The organism is Alcanivorax sp., from assembly GCF_017794965.1.
Taxonomy (GTDB): domain Bacteria; phylum Pseudomonadota; class Gammaproteobacteria; order Pseudomonadales; family Alcanivoracaceae; genus Alcanivorax.
The window spans coordinates 611491-628858 of record NZ_CP051240.1 but is presented as its reverse complement, the minus strand read 5'-3'; the positions used below and the strand labels follow the sequence as shown (position 1 = coordinate 628858).

At 56.6% G+C, this 17368-nt stretch carries 14 protein-coding genes; 8 read left to right on the top strand and 6 right to left on the bottom strand.

Features of this window, described 5'->3' with window-relative positions; all coding sequences use genetic code 11:
- Positions 1–267 precede the first annotated feature (267 nt).
- On the top strand, positions 268–942 hold the full coding sequence (locus HF945_RS02795) for a hypothetical protein (RefSeq protein WP_290524253.1): 675 nt from the start codon (positions 268–270) through the stop codon (positions 940–942).
- A gap of 90 nt (positions 943–1032) precedes the next feature.
- Positions 1033–1407, top strand: a complete 375-nt coding sequence (locus HF945_RS02790; protein ID WP_290524252.1) for a hypothetical protein — start codon at positions 1033–1035, stop codon at positions 1405–1407.
- A 255-nt stretch (positions 1408–1662) separates the two neighbouring features.
- Here the strand turns inward: HF945_RS02790 and HF945_RS02785 are convergent, their stop codons facing one another.
- The gene (locus HF945_RS02785) at positions 1663–3663 is read right to left on the bottom strand and encodes an alkyl sulfatase dimerization domain-containing protein (RefSeq protein WP_290524251.1); all 2001 of its coding nucleotides are present in this window, start codon (positions 3661–3663) and stop codon (positions 1663–1665) included.
- 358 nt (positions 3664–4021) lie between these two features.
- Here HF945_RS02785 and HF945_RS02780 point away from each other — a divergent pair, with 358 nt between their 5' ends.
- Together HF945_RS02780 and HF945_RS02775 are read left to right on the top strand one after the other, a co-directional pair.
- The gene (locus HF945_RS02780) at positions 4022–6190 is read left to right on the top strand and encodes a patatin-like phospholipase family protein (RefSeq protein ID WP_290524250.1); all 2169 of its coding nucleotides are present in this window, start codon (positions 4022–4024) and stop codon (positions 6188–6190) included.
- Positions 6191–6201: 11 nt separating this feature from the next.
- Positions 6202–7068, top strand: coding sequence for a DUF4105 domain-containing protein (locus tag HF945_RS02775; protein WP_290524249.1), 867 nt, complete (start codon positions 6202–6204; stop codon positions 7066–7068).
- 795 nt (positions 7069–7863) lie between these two features.
- On the opposite strand, the gene HF945_RS02770 is transcribed toward HF945_RS02775, so the two are convergent.
- The 3 genes from HF945_RS02770 to HF945_RS02760 form a co-directional block, all read right to left on the bottom strand.
- Positions 7864–8676, bottom strand: a complete 813-nt coding sequence (locus tag HF945_RS02770; protein WP_290524248.1) for an SDR family NAD(P)-dependent oxidoreductase — start codon at positions 8674–8676, stop codon at positions 7864–7866.
- Entirely contained in the window at positions 8673–9716 is a 1044-nt protein-coding gene (locus tag HF945_RS02765) for an NAD-dependent epimerase/dehydratase family protein (RefSeq protein WP_290524247.1), read from the bottom strand. Before HF945_RS02765 ends, HF945_RS02770 begins: the two co-directional genes overlap by 4 nt.
- A gap of 66 nt (positions 9717–9782) precedes the next feature.
- Complete coding sequence (locus tag HF945_RS02760; RefSeq protein ID WP_290524246.1) at positions 9783–10304, bottom strand: 2,4'-dihydroxyacetophenone dioxygenase family protein; 522 nt, start codon at positions 10302–10304, stop codon at positions 9783–9785.
- 143 nt (positions 10305–10447) lie between these two features.
- Here HF945_RS02760 and HF945_RS02755 point away from each other — a divergent pair, with 143 nt between their 5' ends.
- Positions 10448–11446 carry an AraC family transcriptional regulator gene (locus tag HF945_RS02755; protein WP_290524245.1) on the top strand — a complete coding sequence of 333 codons (999 nt, stop codon included), beginning with the start codon at positions 10448–10450 and terminating at the stop codon, positions 11444–11446.
- A gap of 24 nt (positions 11447–11470) precedes the next feature.
- Entirely contained in the window at positions 11471–11665 is a 195-nt protein-coding gene (locus tag HF945_RS02750) for a hypothetical protein (protein WP_290524244.1), read from the top strand.
- A 102-nt stretch (positions 11666–11767) separates the two neighbouring features.
- On the opposite strand, the gene HF945_RS02745 is transcribed toward HF945_RS02750, so the two are convergent.
- Complete coding sequence (locus tag HF945_RS02745) at positions 11768–12682, bottom strand: DUF808 domain-containing protein (RefSeq protein WP_290524243.1); 915 nt, start codon at positions 12680–12682, stop codon at positions 11768–11770.
- 138 nt (positions 12683–12820) lie between these two features.
- On the opposite strand from HF945_RS02745, the gene HF945_RS02740 reads away from it, so the two are divergent.
- Positions 12821–13513 carry a 4'-phosphopantetheinyl transferase superfamily protein gene (locus HF945_RS02740; protein ID WP_290524242.1) on the top strand — a complete coding sequence of 231 codons (693 nt, stop codon included), beginning with the start codon at positions 12821–12823 and terminating at the stop codon, positions 13511–13513.
- A 543-nt stretch (positions 13514–14056) separates the two neighbouring features.
- Positions 14057–14692 (top strand): endonuclease, encoded by a 636-nt coding sequence (locus HF945_RS02735; protein ID WP_290524241.1) that lies wholly within the window; start codon positions 14057–14059, stop codon positions 14690–14692.
- 808 nt (positions 14693–15500) lie between these two features.
- Here the strand turns inward: HF945_RS02735 and HF945_RS02730 are convergent.
- On the bottom strand, positions 15501–17276 hold the full coding sequence (locus tag HF945_RS02730) for an acyl-CoA dehydrogenase C-terminal domain-containing protein (protein WP_290524240.1): 1776 nt from the start codon (positions 17274–17276) through the stop codon (positions 15501–15503).
- Positions 17277–17368 lie beyond the last annotated feature (92 nt).

The following is a 17368-nucleotide window of genomic DNA, read 5'->3' as shown; positions in this document are numbered from 1 at the left end:
CCAATTCCCTGCACCTCCATTGCCCCAACTGCAGTGAGAACGGGGTTATCGAGCGCCCCACCAGCCTTGCTACAGAGTGCTTTCGCAAGGGGATTCAGCAGGATGTGAGCCCGACAGAGCTAGCCAAACCCTGCGTTGAGGAGAGACTCGAATAGGAAGCACTTCCTCCCGCACAACAAACATTCCAATTATTTTGGAATATTTGTTGACTGCGGAATCAGGGGAGGGTTTAATTATTCCAATACAGATGGAATATGAGTGCTTCCCATGAGCTTTGAATCCCGACTTAAATCGTACACTCCGGTACTTCGCCCGGCGCTTCGTTGCACTAAAGAACAGGTATTAGACCAGGTTCGAGATTGTATGCATGGAATCGGCCATGGACTCGGCAATATCGCAGGCTTGGACATTGATCAAAACACAACCAGCGGCAAGCAATATCGCTTAATGAGTGCCAGGCTTTGCCGTATTGCTGATGTCCTTTTTGATTATGCGATAGAGGGCGTCTGGCCAGATGCAAAACGCGTGGGTAAGACTGAACACTTAGAGGACATTATTGCAGATTTTTCTTTTATGTCTGGTGTCGCGCGGATTTCGACCGAACTTTACAACACAGAAAACCCTCTGCACCTAGAAAAAGTACTTGGTATGGCACTTGTCAGAACCCAGCTATACGCAAATGTGGAAGGGCTAGAGCTGGATTATGCCACTCTACCGACTGATCGCACCCCACTGACACTGCAGCACGTTGCCATACTCGCGCAAATGACCGAGAAAGCCGTGCGCAATGCGACCCAACCCAAGGCAAAAGACCGGCTGGAGACCATTAAGGTCGGCGCCAAAACCATGGTCACCCATGAGGAAGCCTTGCGGTGGCTCAGCAACCGGCGAAACTTCAAACCCACCGTCATCCCTGACAGCGTGAGACCCCAAACTCACTAACACCCATAACCCATGATCCACCCCGAGTCGGACAATTCCGGCTCAAGGGGAAGCTATGCCCAAATTTTATCCAACAGAGGAAGTTATCCAATGAACACCACTGAAATGAACAGCTTGAGCTTCAACCCGGTCCAGGCTGAAGCCGTACTTGACACCATGCTCCGCCGAATCTGTGATCCCACCAAAAAGATCGCAGGCTTTGTGACTCAATCAGGCAAACAGGTCGCCCTGAACAGAGACACGAAACGAGTGCAGGTCTGGAGCGAAGTGTTCTGCCCAAGTCTTGCTGGCCTGCAAGTAACCAATAGCAAGTTGCCAGGCCAGCCCTATCCAGAAGAACAGACCCGTAATTGCCACCTAGCCAGTCAAGCTCCCAAACTCGCCACCGGTAACCGCGCCTACCTTCTTACGGTTGAGAGCAAGACAGATCTAATCGCCTTTGTGGAGTGGCTCAAGAAGCTATAACCAAGAGATACCTTGTGCTGTGTGTGTTTTGGGGCCTTTACGGCCCCTTCTTTTGTTCAGGACGAATAAAGAACCGAATAGACCTCCCCAATCGCGCCCTTGAGCAAAAATTTCGGCAGCCCGTCTCCTCCCTGAGGCATTAATAAGGTTCATCGCGGGTTAGCGGGAAGTTGCTGCTACCGCAGCCATTCCCGGAACTCAGAAATGAACCAAAAAAAACCGGGCATATAGCCCGGCTTTTTTTGTTCGCGTGAATCAGGGCGTGACAATATTGAACCAGAATTCGAAGGTATCCAGGTTCCCTGTGAAGTCGCGGAACAGCTTGGTATCACCGCTCACCTGAACTTTCCCGTCATCGACCGCATCCGCAATGGTGGTCATACCCATGTTGATTTCGTTCAGGGTAGTACGCTTCATGCTCACCGTTGCATCTGCCTCATCCAGTTGCTTGTCCAGCGTGTAATTGAGCACACCATTACCGATATAGAGCACCATTTTCTCACCGGTGTCAGCGAGCTCCAGGTTAATGGTGCCAGACAGATCTGTACCCTTTTCACCGTTGAAGCGAACCGCCAGATAATCCAGCAAGGTAGGCAGGCTCAGGTTGTTGACGATATCAGCACTACCGGTGGACGGAGTGGCCGCCTCGACGACGCCGTCACGAAGTTCTTTGGCACCGCTCAGGTAAAAGTTACGCCAGGGGCCGGATTCAGCCTGATACCCCAACTGCGTATATGCATTGGCGAGTAAGTCGCGGGCATTCTGATTATCCGGTTGTGCGAACACCAGGTGATTGACCGCCATGGCCACCCAGCGATATTCACCCTTCTCAAAATCGTCCTGGGCCTTGCTGAGAATGGCATCGGCGCCGCCCATGTATTCCACATATTTCACAGCAGAATCCTGGGGCGGCAGGGCGTGCAGGTTGGCAGGGTTGCCGTCAAACCAGCCGAAGTAGAGCTGATATTGGGCGCGTACGTTATGACTGACCGATCCGTAGTAGCCGCGGTTGGCCCAGACGGTTTTCAGGGAATCCGGCAGTTCGATCATCTCGGCGATCTCAATACCATTGTAGCCATGGTTGGCCAGCCGCAAGGTCTGGTCATGGATATAGCGGTACACGTCACGCTGGGATGTCCACAGGGACAGGATATCGCTGTTCCCCCAGGTCGGCCAGTGGTGGCTACCGAAGGACACTTCCACATCATCGCCGAACCGCTCGATGGTCTCATGAATATACTTGGACCACAGCAACCCGCTGCGCACCTTGGCGCCACGCAAGGTATAGAGGTTATGCAGGGTGTGATTGATCTCCTCCGCCTGGCTCATGGCCTTCATGGAGGGAATGTAGAACATCAGCTCTGCAGGCGCTTCGGCTCCCGGCGTATAAAGGAACACCATCTCAACGCCATCGACCACTTCTGTCTGGGGTGACTTTTCAATGGTCACATTAGGTTCGGCAATCGTCACGGTGCCCGCAGCGGTAGTCGTGCCTAGCCCGCTACCCAGGGTGCCGGTTTCGGATTTCGCCAGCACGTTGCCATACATGTAGCTGGCGCGACGGGACATCTGGTTGCCCGCCATCAGGTTTTCATTGACGGATTCTTCAAAGAAATGCAGCGGGGCCACGATCTGAACGTCCCCGGAGGCAATCTCTTCCTCTGTCAGCACACCCTTGACGCCACCAAAGTGATCGACATGACTGTGGGTAAAAATCACTGCGGAGACAGGCAGGTCTTCCACTTTCTCACGCAGCAGCTTCAGGCCAGCTGCCGCTGTTTCGTTGGCCGTGAGCGGGTCGACGATGATCCAGCCCTTTTCACCACGAATGAAGGACATGTTAGCCAGATCAAACGCCCGGATTTGATAAATGTCTTCCGATACCTTGAACAGACCGTGTTTGGCGTTGAGCTCACTCTGGCGCCACAGGCTGGGGTTGGCAGTGTCCGGCGCCTCGCCGGAAATAAAGTCATACTGATTCAGATCGAAGGCAACCGATTCGCCCGCCATGATTTTGGGGTCATCAAGCGATGCGATAAACCCCTTGTTGACGCGATCGAAATCACTGGTGTCATCAAACGGCAACATCTCTCTCAAGGCATTATTGGCCTCAATGGTCGCCTGTTGCGCCTCATCCACTGGCGTGATTTCCGTGACCGGAGCCGAGGCAGTCCCTTTATCCTCATTACATCCAGCCAGTAATAGCAACGGCGTCAGAACCGCCGCCAGGCCGGCATGCTTGATGATACCTTTCATTGTCATTGTCTCCTTGATCCCATCAACATCCTGATTTCCCAATCCATCCCGCCACGCTGATGTGACCAAAGGATGAACAGGTTTAATACAATGCACCCACGCAAAATGAGATACAACTTAAATGCTCGGTCAGCAGAGGTGCCTTGAAGACACATACCCGGGCAACAAGGATGGAAAGACAGAAACCCGCAGAACCGCCAGCCCCCAAACAGTGCCCGAGCTTCTCCCAACTACTGCCAACGGGTATGTCGCGCCAGGCTACAACCGTCGCTATGATGAATGCGTACAGACTGGATCAGGGTGGAAATCAGCGTTGAACAGGCAACGGATGGGCAGATTGGCCGGGGCGGGGCTGCTCATGATATGCAGCATGCTGCCACCGGCACTGCTAGCACAGGAACGCACGGGACTGGTGCTGTCTGGTGGTGGCGCCAGAGGGCTGGCGCATATTGGCGTACTAAAGGCTCTGGTTGAGCATGGCATACAACCCAGTGCCGTTGCCGGCACCAGCATGGGATCCATCGTGGGCGGCCTGTATGCCACCGGCTATTCCGTGGAGCAGATAGAACAAATCGCCACGGAAATGAACTGGAAGGAAGCCTTTTCGGACAATTCTCCTCGCTCCCATTCCCTGTTTGCTTACCGCCAGATGGATGCGGGCGCGCCGGTGGATTACCGGTTACGGATCAACCGCAACGGTATTGCCCTGCCCCGCGCCGCTCTGCAGGGTCAGCACCTCACCCTTATTCTCGACGAGATATTCTCTCCCGCCAGAGACATTACCGATTTTGATCAACTGGCGGTGCCTTACCGGGCAGTGGCGGCAGATTTGATTACCGGCAAACAGGTGGTCCTCAAGCACGGCAGGCTGAGCTCAGCGGTGCGCGCCAGCATGTCGATCCCCGGGCTGCTGGAGCCCATTGTGATTGATGACAAAATGCTGGTCGACGGTGGTATTGCCAACAATATTCCCGTCAGTGCCCTGGATGATCAGAATGTGGATCGTCTGGTCGTGGTGGATGTGGGCAGCCCACGTTGGGTGAAGGAGGACATCACCTCGATTGGCATGGTGGTGGCACAGCTCAGCGCCTTGATGGTGCGCAACAATAGCGACCAGAGTCTTGCCACGCTGGACCAGGATGACATCGTCATCAAGCCCAACCTCGAAGGGATTTCCAGCAGTGATTTCAACAAGGCTCAACAGGCCATTGATGCGGGCTACACCGCGGCCATTGAAGTGTTGGGCCCGCCCCCTGAAACGCAGCCTGAAGAGCAGGACACCCCGTCATCTGGCTTACCGGTGCAGCCGCTGGAGACCAGTCCGGTTATCGACGAGATCATCGTCAACAATAGCGGTGTGGTGAGCGACAATGTCGTCCGTGCAATGATTCATCAGGAATCAGGAAAGCCCCTGGACCGGGCAAGGATCCGTGACGATATTTCGCACATCTATGCCCTCGACTTCCATGACAGCATTCGCTACCAACTGAAAAAAGATAATGGTCGCAACCAGCTTCATATCCAGGCGGAAGAGCGTGACACCAGTAATACGTTTGCCCAAGTCGGCCTGCAGTTCTCCGATGACATGCAGGGTAATGGTACCTTTGGCCTGTTTGGATCGCTGAGAATAGCCGGTCTGAACAGTTACGGGGGAACCGCCGCGCTGTTTGGCAATCTGGGATCCCGCCCCATGCTGGAAGCCCGCTTCTTCCAGCCGATCGACCACCGGCTCATTTTTTTCGTGGAGCCGGTTGCCGGCTATCGGGCTGATTCGATTGATCTGTATCTTCAGAATGATATTGATGACCCGGCCATTGCCACGTATCGCCGTGCGGAAATCTATGGCGGCCTGCACGCCGGTGCCGCTCTGTTCCGGCAACGAGGAGAGCTGCGTGTTGGCTATCATGGTGCGCAAGGGAAGTTTGATCTGAAGGTTGGCCCTCCCCTGGATGATGAGACCTACCAGGACCGCTATCTGTTCTCCCGCCTTAGCTGGGATACCTACGATAATCTTGCATTCCCTTCCAGCGGCGCCAAAGCCACCCTTGAGTATCAAAAACACGATCAGGGATTCGGTGCAGACATCGACTATGACCGACACCTTGCGGAGCTGGGCTTTGCCACCACAATTGCCGGCTTCTCTGTAGTCACCGAAGCCAGCCTTGCCCTCTCTGAAGAAGAACCTGGCTCGGAAGCCATCGAACCGCTGGGGGGATTTCTGCGGCTCTCCGGGCTACCACCGGACAGCATCTGGGGGGCTCACAGTGCACTGGCGCGCGTGGTCATCGCCAAACCGTTACGCCGCAACCTGATACTGCCCGCGTCGGTTCAGATCTACGCTGGCGCTTCCTACGAAACCGGGAATGTCTGGATTGAACGGGATGATGTGGACGCAGACTCCCTGCTGTCCGGGGGCAGCCTGTTTCTGGGGACCCGCACCCCTCTGGGCCCGGGCTATGTGTCTGTGGGTGCCACTGAAGGGGATCACTATTCCTTCAATATCTACTTCGGCCACGTATTTCGATAAGGAAACACCACATGGTACGGGGAAAACGTGTTCTCAAGACACTCTTTCTGACAGGCCTGCTGTTGCTGCTGGCCTATGTCATCTGGTTCACGACACGCATCCCGGCCCAACAGGCCGCATGGAACAAGGAGTATCAGCGCCACCCTGACATTCAACTTCGTGGCGACATGCTGCATATCAATAATCTCAGGGACTTCCGCTACGATGATGACGGTGAGGTGATTGAAGCCCGCTATGTCGATCGCCGCTATCCGCTCTCAGCACTGAAAGGGGTATGGTTCGGGCTCTCGCACTTCGCAGACAACGGACTGGCCCACGCCTTTGCCAGCTTCGAATTCAGTGACGGCCAGTTCCTGGCCGTATCCATTGAGGCTCGCTTGCGAGAAGACCAGACAGAATACAGCCCGATTTCCGGTGCCTTACGCCAGTACACCAAGTTTGTGGTACTGGCCACCGAAGAAGATGTCATCGGCGTACGCTCCCACATTCGCAACAATCCGGTATACCTTTATCCCCTGAAGGGCTCATCCCTGCAGGGCCATGCATTACTGCTGAACTTCCTGCGCCGTGCCGACAACCTGTCCCGCATCCCTGATTTCTACAACACTCTCACTGACAACTGCCTGACTGGACTGCTGGCTGAATCCGGGCGCTACAATGACCTGCATCACTGGCTGGATTACCGCATCATTCTACCCGGCTACTCCGATGAAGTGTTGCTTGATCACGGTATCATCAATACCGATGACGACCTGATCCAAACCCGCCTTAATGCCCGGGTCAGCAGCGCAGTCTCCCCTGATGAAAAGCATTTTTCCCGCAAGATTCGACAAGGCTGGACTCCCGAATCTGCCCCAGCCGATAGCGCAGATCCGTAAAGGCGGAAGGCCGTTTTCAGGATGGCTAACGGCTATCCAGAAATGGACGGAGGAAGCACAGGCGCAGGCATTCTTCCCATTGCAACTTATCGCCAGTCCGAGCCCCGGAAAACACGCATTGCAAATTAGCGGGGAACAGGAGAGGGAGTCGATTGACTGAAGTTAATTTTCAATCTTGATGTGGGAACCTAACGTAGCGAAGTAACGCAGGCAGTGCGTGTCCGAAGGGTGAGCGAAGCGAATAACTTGCTTGCAAACGACGCTTTTCCCAACCTCGAACAATCGTTGCCCGTGCAGACATACCTTGAAGGGCACGAGCGATCCCACAGCACCACCCTCTCCGCCAGCCTTTCCGCATGTTGCGTGAATCGTGATGCCTGTTACGGCCGCGAAGCGGCATAAAAAAGGTTCATCGCGGATTTGAGGGAAGGCTTTACACAAAGCCTGTGCCGTAGGCGCGTCGGTTATTCGCTCCGCTCACCCGCGGGGCCGCCTTGTCAGGCGTTCCTTCGCTGCGCTCGGTGGCGGCGCGATTCCAGCGATTTACTACGCTTTAGGAGAAATCGATGTCTGGTGGGAGATTCAGCTTGCTGAACGAAGGTTCTGACAACAGCTCCCGAGCTGAGGTTTCATTGATCCCTGTGATGAAAACGTTTCTGATCCTGATCTGAAATCGCGCCGCCAGCGACGCTCCTACGGAAAGGTTGGTCTTTCCCGGAAATCCGCGATGAGCATAAAAAAAGCCGCATCGTGGAAGATGCGGCCTCGAAGGAGTGCAACCATGCACACAAGGAATTAACCGGCGTTCTGCACCGGATACTGCTTCATCAACTTCCTGACCATCATCTGGATATAACCATTGAACATGCCGGGCATGTGGCGTGTCACAAAGCCAGTGATCTTTCCCAAGGCACCGGGAATGACCATCCACTTGCCGGCATCCAGCCCTGCCACGATCTGGTCACAGGCCTCGTCCGGATCCATGCAGCCAGCGGTCTTCTTTAGCGCCAAGGAAATGGGGTTACCTTCCTGTCGCTCCTTGTCCACCAGCGGAGTGTGCACTTCCGGCAGACAAATACAGCTTAGCTTCACGCCAAGCGGTTCGTACTCGTAACGCAGCGCAGTGGCCAGACCCACCACACCGAATTTGGAGGCACCATAAGCGCTGTAACCATAATTACTGGTGATACCTACCAGAGAAGCAACCAGCGCCAAACGCGAACCTGGAACCAGATGCGGAGCCACGGCGGAGGCAAAGTGCAGACTGCCATTCAGGTTGATATCAATCACCTTGCGGAACTCCACCGGCTTCATGTCTGCCAGTGTCTTGTTGATGGCAACACCGGCAGAATTAATCGCCAGATCCGGGCTGGAAAATTTGGCGACCGCTGCGGCTACCGCCTGTTCCACCGCCGCATCGTCAGTGATATCCATTTCGAAAAACGCCCATTGGCTGTCGCCTTCGTTGGCTGCCTGGGTGAGAAGACCCTGGTTTCCATTGCTGACGACAAGATCCAGCACGCTGACGGAAATACCGCGCTTGAGATAACGACGCGCCATGCCGAGACCAAGCCCGCTTCCGCCACCGGTAATCATTACGTGATTCATGCTGTTGCCTCCGATTCTGAACTATTCAGTTCGCCAACGTCCTTCAGCCAGACTTCGGACTGACGCATGCCTTCCGCCAGGTTTACCTTGGGCTGATAGCCCAGCAGGCGCTTCGCCTTGTCGATGGAAAAGCCGCCCTTGCGGGTGAACATCAACATGGCATCCGGTGTCACCTCATCATTGCGCTTGATCATCTGATTCACTTTCCAGATGCCTTTTGTCAGCGCCAGCGCCGCCTTCAAGGACAGACTGCGCGGGGAACCCTGACGACCCGCCCAACGCCAGTGGTGGCTGAAGAATTCCTTACAGGACACTCCCTCGCCCCCCCACAGGATAAATATCTGTCCCTTGCCGGCTTCAAGACCGGCGGCGAGCATGGTCCCGTCGAGCAGGTCGTCAATGTAGACGGGGGTAAACATGCCCTGGCCTTTGTCCGGCAGGATCAGTTGGCCGGCTCTGGCCATCTTCAGCGGCTCGATCAACCAGGCGCGGGAACCGGGGCCATAAACGTCGCCGGGGCGAATCACCGTGACATTGATGTCGCCGGCTGCATGGGCCGCCAGCGCCACATGCTCACTGGCGCCCTTGGCGACGCCGTAAAGGTATTCATTGCCGATGACCACCGGCCAGGTTTCATCCGCGCCATCCGGGTAGTCATACCCCAGCGCCGCGATGGAGGAGAAATGCACGAAACGCGTTGCCCCGGCGGCCACCGCCACTTTGATGGCATTGCGGGTACCTTCCACGGTGATCTTGCGGTACGCCGCCCACTGTGCCGCCAGGCTGACCACCGCTGCGGTATGGATGAACAGGTCACAGCCTTTGGCGTGGTCTGCCCAACCGGAAGGGTTGGTGATATCACCAGCGACAATATTGGCGTCAGGATCCGGTTGCAGATCCATACCGCGTACGTCACAGCCCAGCGCTTTGTAGCGCGCCATGATCGCCCGACCGATAAAGCCGCCAGCACCGGTAATAAAAACCGATTGGGGAACAGCAGGTTGTTGACCGGCAGAGCCAGTCGGCATTGTTGTTGTCATGGTTTTGCCCTTCTGCATATGAAAGCAGGGCCGCCTTGGCAGGCGGCCTTACCTGTCAGCTTGAGATCAGCCCTGGATCTTGTTGGCATGGTCCGGCATGGACGGCTTGATGTAGGTCGCCGGCTCCAGACCGTTTTCCTGAATGTACTGCTCGATCAGCAAGGTGATGGAGTTGGCATCCAGGATGCTGTGGTACTGGCCATTCTCGTCAAAGTTCACGTTGGCGCCCTCTACCAGCATCAGGGTATCGGTCACTTCGGTGTTATCTTCCGGCACATTGAAGGTGTGGACGCTACCGCCAGGCTCGAACAGATAACAACCAGCGGTCTGCGGCTGATCCGGGTACTCCACGTAGTTCCACTTGCCGGACAGGGTCCACAGGTGAACGCTGCCAGTGTGGTAATGCATGGGCAGACGAACGCCAGGGTGGAACATGACACGCAACACCCAGATACCGCGGTTCACATCCACATATTGGGGCTGAACATCCAGACCCGGGACCATGATGTCCTTGTAGATCGGCATATCGTTATTGTTCAGCGTCAGCAGTTCGTCGTGGTCTTTTACAAGCATCGGCAACATGGACATGGTAGCTCTCCCTTGAATAAACATGTTGTTGGTATCGGAGACCATGGTGCGCCGGAAGCGCGGAACACACTTGATAAAGTGCGCCAATGATTTAGCATTTAGTGCCAGAACAATCACAACAGGCCGGGCCAAGGACAAACGCCATGCAGGATTTTGCAAGGGCCTCCGCGCTGGTGGGTTTCGATACCCTGGTGGCCGAATACGGGCTTTCCCACACCGAGCTATTACGCGACGCAGGCCTGCCAGAAAACACGCTGGACAACCTTCAGGGCCTGGTGTCCTACCGGCGATTCCTGAAGCTGTTGAAACTGAGTGCAGCACGCAGCGGCGATCCACTGTTCGGCCTGAAGCTGGGGCTCAGCCAGGGGGTGTCGATCTTCGGGCCGATCTTGTACCTGCTTAACAACGCACGCACGGTTGGCGAGGCACTCACGGAACTCAAACAGTACTTCCACCTGCACATGGGCGCCGCCCACGTTGAGGTCAGTGCATACGGTGACCAGATCCAGCTGGCCTACCGGGTACTGGACCCGGGCCAACCCGGTATCAACCAGGGCGCAGAACTGGCGCTGGGTGTTGGCCGCAAGTTGCTGCAGACACTGATGGGGGAAAACTGGCAGCCCCACCCCATGCTGCTTGAGCACGCCCGACAGGCCCCCCTAACGGCCTATCAGAAATTGCTGGGGGTCTCCCCACGGTTCAACAGCGATACCACGGCCCTGCTCCTGAAACCGGCAGAACTGGATTTACCGCTCAGCCAGGCCGATCCAACCCTGCACCGTTTGATCCGGGAACACCTGGACACCCTGCAGAACCTCACGGATCTGGAACTGCCGGGCTATGTGAGCAACCTGCTCCGCGACCTGCTGCCACAGGGGCGGGTGACCGTGGACCACATTGCCCGGTGCATGGCCATGAGCCGCCGCACCCTGCAAAGGCGGCTCAGTGATTCCGGCACGTCCTTTCAGGCCGTGCTGGATGAAACGCGACAGAAAATGGCACTGCGTTATTTGCGGGACTCCACCCTGCAAGTCACCCAACTTTCCGACCTGCTCGGCTATGCGGACCTGAGCGCCTTTTCACGGGCGTTTACCCGCTGGTTCGGAATGCCGCCATCACGATGGACAGCGGACCATCATTAACTACGCACACTTTTCGGAGCCACAATGGACGGAAAAAAAGACTGGATCCCGGACTGGCAAACCGCGCTTGAGCAACTACGACAGGTCGGCCAGGTTGCGCTGGCAGACGATATTGAGGTTGCCCTGAAGGAAGGGCGAAAAATCAGAGCCGCACAATTACTGAGAGCCTCCGGTATCCACCTGCAGAACAACGAGAAACCACCCTGTAATAAAGAGTAGGAAAGGACCTGGCCAGAGGAATCTGACGCTTCGCGCCGCGGCATACCCAAGTGAGGATGACTCGGCCTCGCTGAGGGTTAAGCTCAATGGCAAGCAACGCTTTCAGGCGCGCAACTTGCCGACGGCGCTGACCACTGCCAGCACCACCGCACCGGCAATCACCCCGCCCACCAGATTCACCAGCAGCGGAACGGCAAAGGCCACCGCACCGGCCATCGCCTGCAGGTGATGCACCCAGTCATGGGAGCCGGGGATGCCGTGAACCAGAATGCCTCCGCCCACCAGAAACATGGCTGCGGTCCCAACCACGGACAAGGTCTTCATCAGCCAGGGAGCGAGAACAAGAATGCCTTTACCCAACGCGATTCGCGCCCCGGCGGCGGAGGCCTGCGGGTCCGTCTTGGCCAGATACAGGCCAGCGTCATCCAGCTTCACAATGCCTGCCACCAGGCCATAGACCCCGATGGTCATGAGCACGGCAATGGCACAGATTGCCGCCACCTGCACCCCAAAAGAGGCGGACTGCACAGCCCCCAGCGAGATCACGATAATCTCCGCAGACAAGATGAAGTCAGTACGAATAGCGCCCTTGATCTTTTCCTTCTCGAAGGCCACCAGATCCACCGAAGCATCGGCTACCGCCTTGAGTTTTTCCTGGTGTGCACTCTCATCGGCATCGCGGTGAAAGAATTTGTGCACCAGCTTTTCACACCCCTCGTAGCACAGAAACGCACCGCCAAGCATCAGCAACGGTGTGATCAGCCAGGGCATAAAGGCACTGATCAACAGCGCCGCCGGCACCAGTATCAACTTGTTCAGGGCCGAGCCTTTAAACACCGCCCAAACGACCGGCAGTTCGCGGTCGGCTTTGACCCCGGATACCTGTTCGGCATTCAGAGCCAGATCATCCCCCAGCACGCCGGCGGTTTTCTTCGCCGCTACCTTGGTCATCACCGAGACGTCATCAAGTAGCGTTGCAATATCATCGATCAGTGCCAGCAGGCTGGTTCCGGCCATGGTGTTCTCCTCTGGGTCTGGCGCACGGCAGTGTAGACGGTAACAGGATTTCTGCTCCAGCAAGTCTACCGCTGGGACAAAGGGACGCACAGGCGCGGCTTTGTTATAGTCCACTTTCATGTCAGGAAACGTGTGATCATGACGGACCCTCAACGCCCGGCCTGCCTGAGCCAACCCCACCAGGAAGAACTGGCAAACGGACTGCTTCGTGTCAGTTGCCGCTATCACCCTGAGCGGCTGCTTGATGACAGCTTCCAGCTGGCAGACATTCCTCTCCCGGCGACCCTGAAAACCGCTGTCGCCAAACGAAAGGCCGAATATCTGGCCGGGCGGTGGTGTGCCCGTACGGGATTACAGGGGTTTGGCGTCACCGGAATCCCCGGCGTCAATGAGGATCGCTCGCCGCGTTGGCCCGAGGGCATGACCGGGAGCATTACCCATAGCCATGGCATTGCCGAGGTGTTGGTCGCGAACGCCGGCCTGTGGCTTACCGTTGGGCTAGACACCGAACAGTGGGTCAACCCGGAACGGGCAAGCCGGCTGGAGAAAGAACTGTTTACCGATTACGAACGCCAGCAGCTGAACCTGATGACGCCGCTGCAACGGGCAAACCGGTTAACGCTGATTTTTTCTGCAAAGGAAAGTCTGTTCAAGGCCCTGTACCCACTGACCGGCAAGCGTTTTTATTTCCACGACGCGGAACGACGCAAGCCAGACCGGTTGACGCTGCTACGCACCCTCAATGCCGACTGGCCCAAGGGCACGGAAATCCCCTTCCGCTGGCGCGAGCGTCAGCACGGGGTACTAAGCTGGATTGCGCTTCCCCGATAAACCCTTTCTGATAACTCGGTACAGCATCGCTTGCAGGCAAGCTCCCACAAGGGTGCCATGCGATTCACTGGAGCGCTGTTTTCTGATTTATACGAGAGCCAACCTGCTGGCGATGAAAGCCAGTCGATTGTCGGCAAACGATGCCAAAAATTCCGTCCCCCCTCACTCTCTTTCGCCAGCAGGCACTGACTGATAAGTGACTGTACCACCACCCAAGAGCGGCACTAGGCACAGAAGGATACAAAGGCACTGCCTAAAGTCAGTGATCGAACGGTGCCTCACAAGCCAGGCAAGGTCATATCCCCCGAGGTTTTGTGACAGAGGCGAAATCCCTGCCCCTCCCTCTCTCTTTAGCTTCCCGCTTTGAGCAGCCAGAGCCTCAGCGCCACCCGAAATGGATTTAGTCAGAAAGTGGTTTGCCTTGTCAGACAACCACTTATCTCCCCATTGGCACCGCCCGTCTTCACCGTATACATTATGGATATCTGCCACCCTGGCTTTGGGGGCTAACATGGGGGCAGAAAACGTGACAGGGATCACAATATGAATAAGTTTTCACTGGTTGCCGCAGCGTTACTCATGTCTGCCGGCACCAGTTTTGCAGACGGGCGGGATGACAGATTTATCCAGCAGCTTTATCCGGAAGGCGGCAAGACACTCTATTGTCAGGAACCCTTCCGGGCAGACAGCCGGATATCGGTGGACGGGGTTTATGATGACCGCCGGCTGGCCAAGCATTTCGGATGCCGGAGCAGCCGTCTGTGTCGAGGCAACAAAGACTTTGTCCAGATCAATGAGGATTACCACGGGCTGCACCCGGTAACCAGCAAAGTCGAGCTGGTTCGACGGCGCAACCTGTTTGGCGACCTGCCCGACAATGTGACCGTGGATCCGGAATGCGGCTACCAGCAATCCTTCCAGGTGTTTGATCCACCGCAGCATGCCAAGGGGAATGTGGCCCGCGCCATGCTGTATCTTCATGAACGTTATGAGCTACCGCTGCTGGGCACGCTGGAAATGTATCAGCGCTGGAATGAGGAAGACCCGGTGGACGAGGAAGAAAAGCGCAGAAATGACGAGATCGAGAAGTTCCAGGGAAACAGGAACCCGTTTATTGATGACCCGGCCAAGGCTGATGCCATGAAAGGCTCCTCCCCTCTGAATATGCAGTTCCCTTGACCCGATACGCGGCACGCTGCACGCTGCACGCAACACGCAAAGCGGCGCCCGCCCCTCCCGCTCCTGCAAAACAGCAAGCTCCTGCCTCTTGTGGGAGTTCGCCTGCAAACGAATAGTCCTTTCCGCGCCAACATTCGCCTGCAAGCAGGCTCCCACGAGACAGGCATCTGCGAGAGTCAAAATGCACCGGTGAAATCCTGTTTCCCTAAACAGAGAAACCCGCCGGCTTGCCAGCCTGGCGGGTTTCGGACTTCGCTAAATCAAACTGTGGGACAGCAGACCCTGTCCACCAGGCTTTCCGCATGTTACGTGAAGCGTGATGCCTGTTGCGGCCGCGAAGCGGCATAAAAAAGGTTCATCGCGGATTGGCAGGAAGGGGCGATGAGATGAATGTCCCTGCCTTAATCCCGCTCACAGGCCGCCAGATGCTTGAAGCCAGAAGCCTGACGACAGGAACACCATACCGGGTTGCATCGGACGCCTGTGTGCGATGCGAGGCCGCGTAGGTTGGAAATCGCCGCAGGCGATCTCCGACAGGGCCTTTCCTGTGGTGCGGGGCAGTGATGGAAAATGCGGCGGAGATCGGCTTCCGCCGATTTCCGCCCTACGGTGTTATCTGGGCATGCTGCAGCCCCAGAGGGGCCCCCAAAAAGGTTCATCGCAAATTTGAGGGAAGTGGCGAAGTCTGGTCGGGCGTCTGACCAACCTGTTTTCCCGCAGTTCCGCGATGAACCATAAAAAAACCGCACCAAAAGGTGCGGTTTTTTTTGCGTGCAGCGTGTTGCGTGCTGCATGAAGCGCCTATCGATCAGAACAGCTCGTCATCCAGGCTCATCATGGTCGCCGCGCCACCCTTCAGCTGGGCAAGCAGGGCCTCAGCCTTGGGCAGGAAACGCTGGAAGTAATACTGACCGGTGATGCGCTTGGCCTTGGCAAAGTCATCATCACGGCCCTCAGTGGCGGCCAGCATCTGCGCCCACAACCAGGCATAGATGGCGTAGCCAAAGATATCCAGATACTCCACTGCGCCAGCACTGATGGCGTCCGGGTTGTCACCTGCCTGAGACAGCAATTCATCGGTTGCCGACTTCAGCAGCGCCAGGGCCGCTTTCACGGAATCCTGCACCTGGGCCAGCTCTGCGTTACCGGCGTTGGCTTCCAGCCAGGCATCGGCATCCGCCAGGAAGGCATCCACTGATTTGCCACCATTACGGGCCACTTTACGGCCGGCCAGATCCAGCGCCTGAATACCGTTGGTACCTTCGTAAATCTGGGAAATACGGCAGTCACGAACGAACTGCTCCATCCCCCACTCACGGATATAACCATGGCCACCAAAGACCTGCTGGCCGGTGATGGTGGTTTCCAGACCGCGGTCGGTAAAGAACGCCTTGGCGATCGGGGTCAGCAGCGCGACACGATCTTCGGCTTTCTTCTTGATGTCCGCATCTTCACTGAACTTGGCGGCATCCAGCTGCATACCCACGTAAGCCGCCAGTGCACGGCCACCCTCGTTGATGGCACGCATGTTCATCAGCATGCGACGCACATCACCGTGAACGATGATCGGATCCGCCGGGCCATTGGGGTTCTTGGCGCCGGTGGCGCTTCGGCCCTGCAGGCGCTCGCGGGCATAATCCACCGCGCTCTGGTAGCTCACCTCGCCCAGCCCCAGACCCTGCAGGCCGATGGACAGACGCTCGTAGTTCATCATGGTGAACATGCACGCCAGGCCCTGATTCGGCTCGCCGATGATCCAGCCCTTGGCGTTGTCAAAATTCATTACACAGGTGGCAGAGCCCTTGATGCCCATCTTGTGCTCAATGGAGCCACAGGTTGCGCCATTGCGCTCGCCAGGGTTGTTGTCTGCATCCGGCAGGAACTTGGGCACCAGGAACAGGGAAATCCCCTTGGAGCCTTCCGGCGCGCCCGGCAGCTTGGCCAGCACCAGATGAATGTGGTTGCTGGTCAGGTCGTGCTCACCGCCGGTGATAAAGATCTTGGTACCGGTGATGCTGAAGGAACCATCGTCATTGGGCTCCGCCTTGGTACGACCGATGCCCAGGTCAGTACCGGAATGCGGCTCGGTGAGACACATGGTGCCGCTCCACTCGCCGCTGTACAGCTTGGGCAGGTACTGGTTCTTGAGTTCCTCGCTGGCGTGGGCATCAATGGCCAGACAGGCGCCACTGGTCAGGGCCGGATACAGTGCAAAGGAAGAGTTGGCACTGTGCATCATTTCCTCGAACAACACCGCGAGGGATTTCGGCATGCCCTGGCCTCCGAACTCCGGATTGCCGGAGAACGCGGTCCAGCCGTTTTCGGCAAAGGTCTTGAAAGCATCCTTGAAGCCGGCCGGAGTGGCCACATCACCGTCATTCCAGCTACAGCCCTGCTCATCACCTTCACGGTTGAGAGGAAACAGCAGGCCTTCGGTCATTTTGCCCGCTTCTTCCAGAATGGCGTCGGACAGGTCGCGGGTTACCTCGGCGGTGGCAGGCATGGTGGCCCACTGCTCGTCCGCTTTGAACACATCGTTGAGAACAAAACGCATGTCCTCGAGGGGCGCTTTATAGATCGCCATTTGCACATCTCCCGAAAATTGGCAGGGCGCAAATTTTAGGCAGCCAGAGCCCTTGATTACAGGCTTATTTGTGACTCACCGTTCATGCCGGC

What these genes read in the sequence shown, in the direction of transcription:
- HF945_RS02745 (WP_290524243.1), bottom strand. Translation starts at nt 12,682, where the DNA reads ATGGCCGGAACCAGCCTGCTGGCACTGATCGATGATATTGCAACGCTA.
- HF945_RS02785 (WP_290524251.1), bottom strand. Translation starts at nt 3,663, where the DNA reads ATGAAAGGTATCATCAAGCATGCCGGCCTGGCGGCGGTTCTGACGCCG.
- HF945_RS02730 (WP_290524240.1), bottom strand. Translation starts at nt 17,276, where the DNA reads ATGGCGATCTATAAAGCGCCCCTCGAGGACATGCGTTTTGTTCTCAAC.
- HF945_RS02760 (WP_290524246.1), bottom strand. Translation starts at nt 10,304, where the DNA reads ATGTCCATGTTGCCGATGCTTGTAAAAGACCACGACGAACTGCTGACG.
- HF945_RS02750 (WP_290524244.1), top strand. Translation starts at nt 11,471, where the DNA reads ATGGACGGAAAAAAAGACTGGATCCCGGACTGGCAAACCGCGCTTGAG.
- HF945_RS02780 (WP_290524250.1), top strand. Translation starts at nt 4,022, where the DNA reads ATGATATGCAGCATGCTGCCACCGGCACTGCTAGCACAGGAACGCACG.
- HF945_RS02755 (WP_290524245.1), top strand. Translation starts at nt 10,448, where the DNA reads ATGCAGGATTTTGCAAGGGCCTCCGCGCTGGTGGGTTTCGATACCCTG.
- HF945_RS02765 (WP_290524247.1), bottom strand. Translation starts at nt 9,716, where the DNA reads ATGACAACAACAATGCCGACTGGCTCTGCCGGTCAACAACCTGCTGTT.
- HF945_RS02795 (WP_290524253.1), top strand. Translation starts at nt 268, where the DNA reads ATGAGCTTTGAATCCCGACTTAAATCGTACACTCCGGTACTTCGCCCG.
- HF945_RS02770 (WP_290524248.1), bottom strand. Translation starts at nt 8,676, where the DNA reads ATGAATCACGTAATGATTACCGGTGGCGGAAGCGGGCTTGGTCTCGGC.
- HF945_RS02735 (WP_290524241.1), top strand. Translation starts at nt 14,057, where the DNA reads ATGAATAAGTTTTCACTGGTTGCCGCAGCGTTACTCATGTCTGCCGGC.
- HF945_RS02740 (WP_290524242.1), top strand. Translation starts at nt 12,821, where the DNA reads ATGACGGACCCTCAACGCCCGGCCTGCCTGAGCCAACCCCACCAGGAA.
- HF945_RS02790 (WP_290524252.1), top strand. Translation starts at nt 1,033, where the DNA reads ATGAACACCACTGAAATGAACAGCTTGAGCTTCAACCCGGTCCAGGCT.
- HF945_RS02775 (WP_290524249.1), top strand. Translation starts at nt 6,202, where the DNA reads ATGGTACGGGGAAAACGTGTTCTCAAGACACTCTTTCTGACAGGCCTG.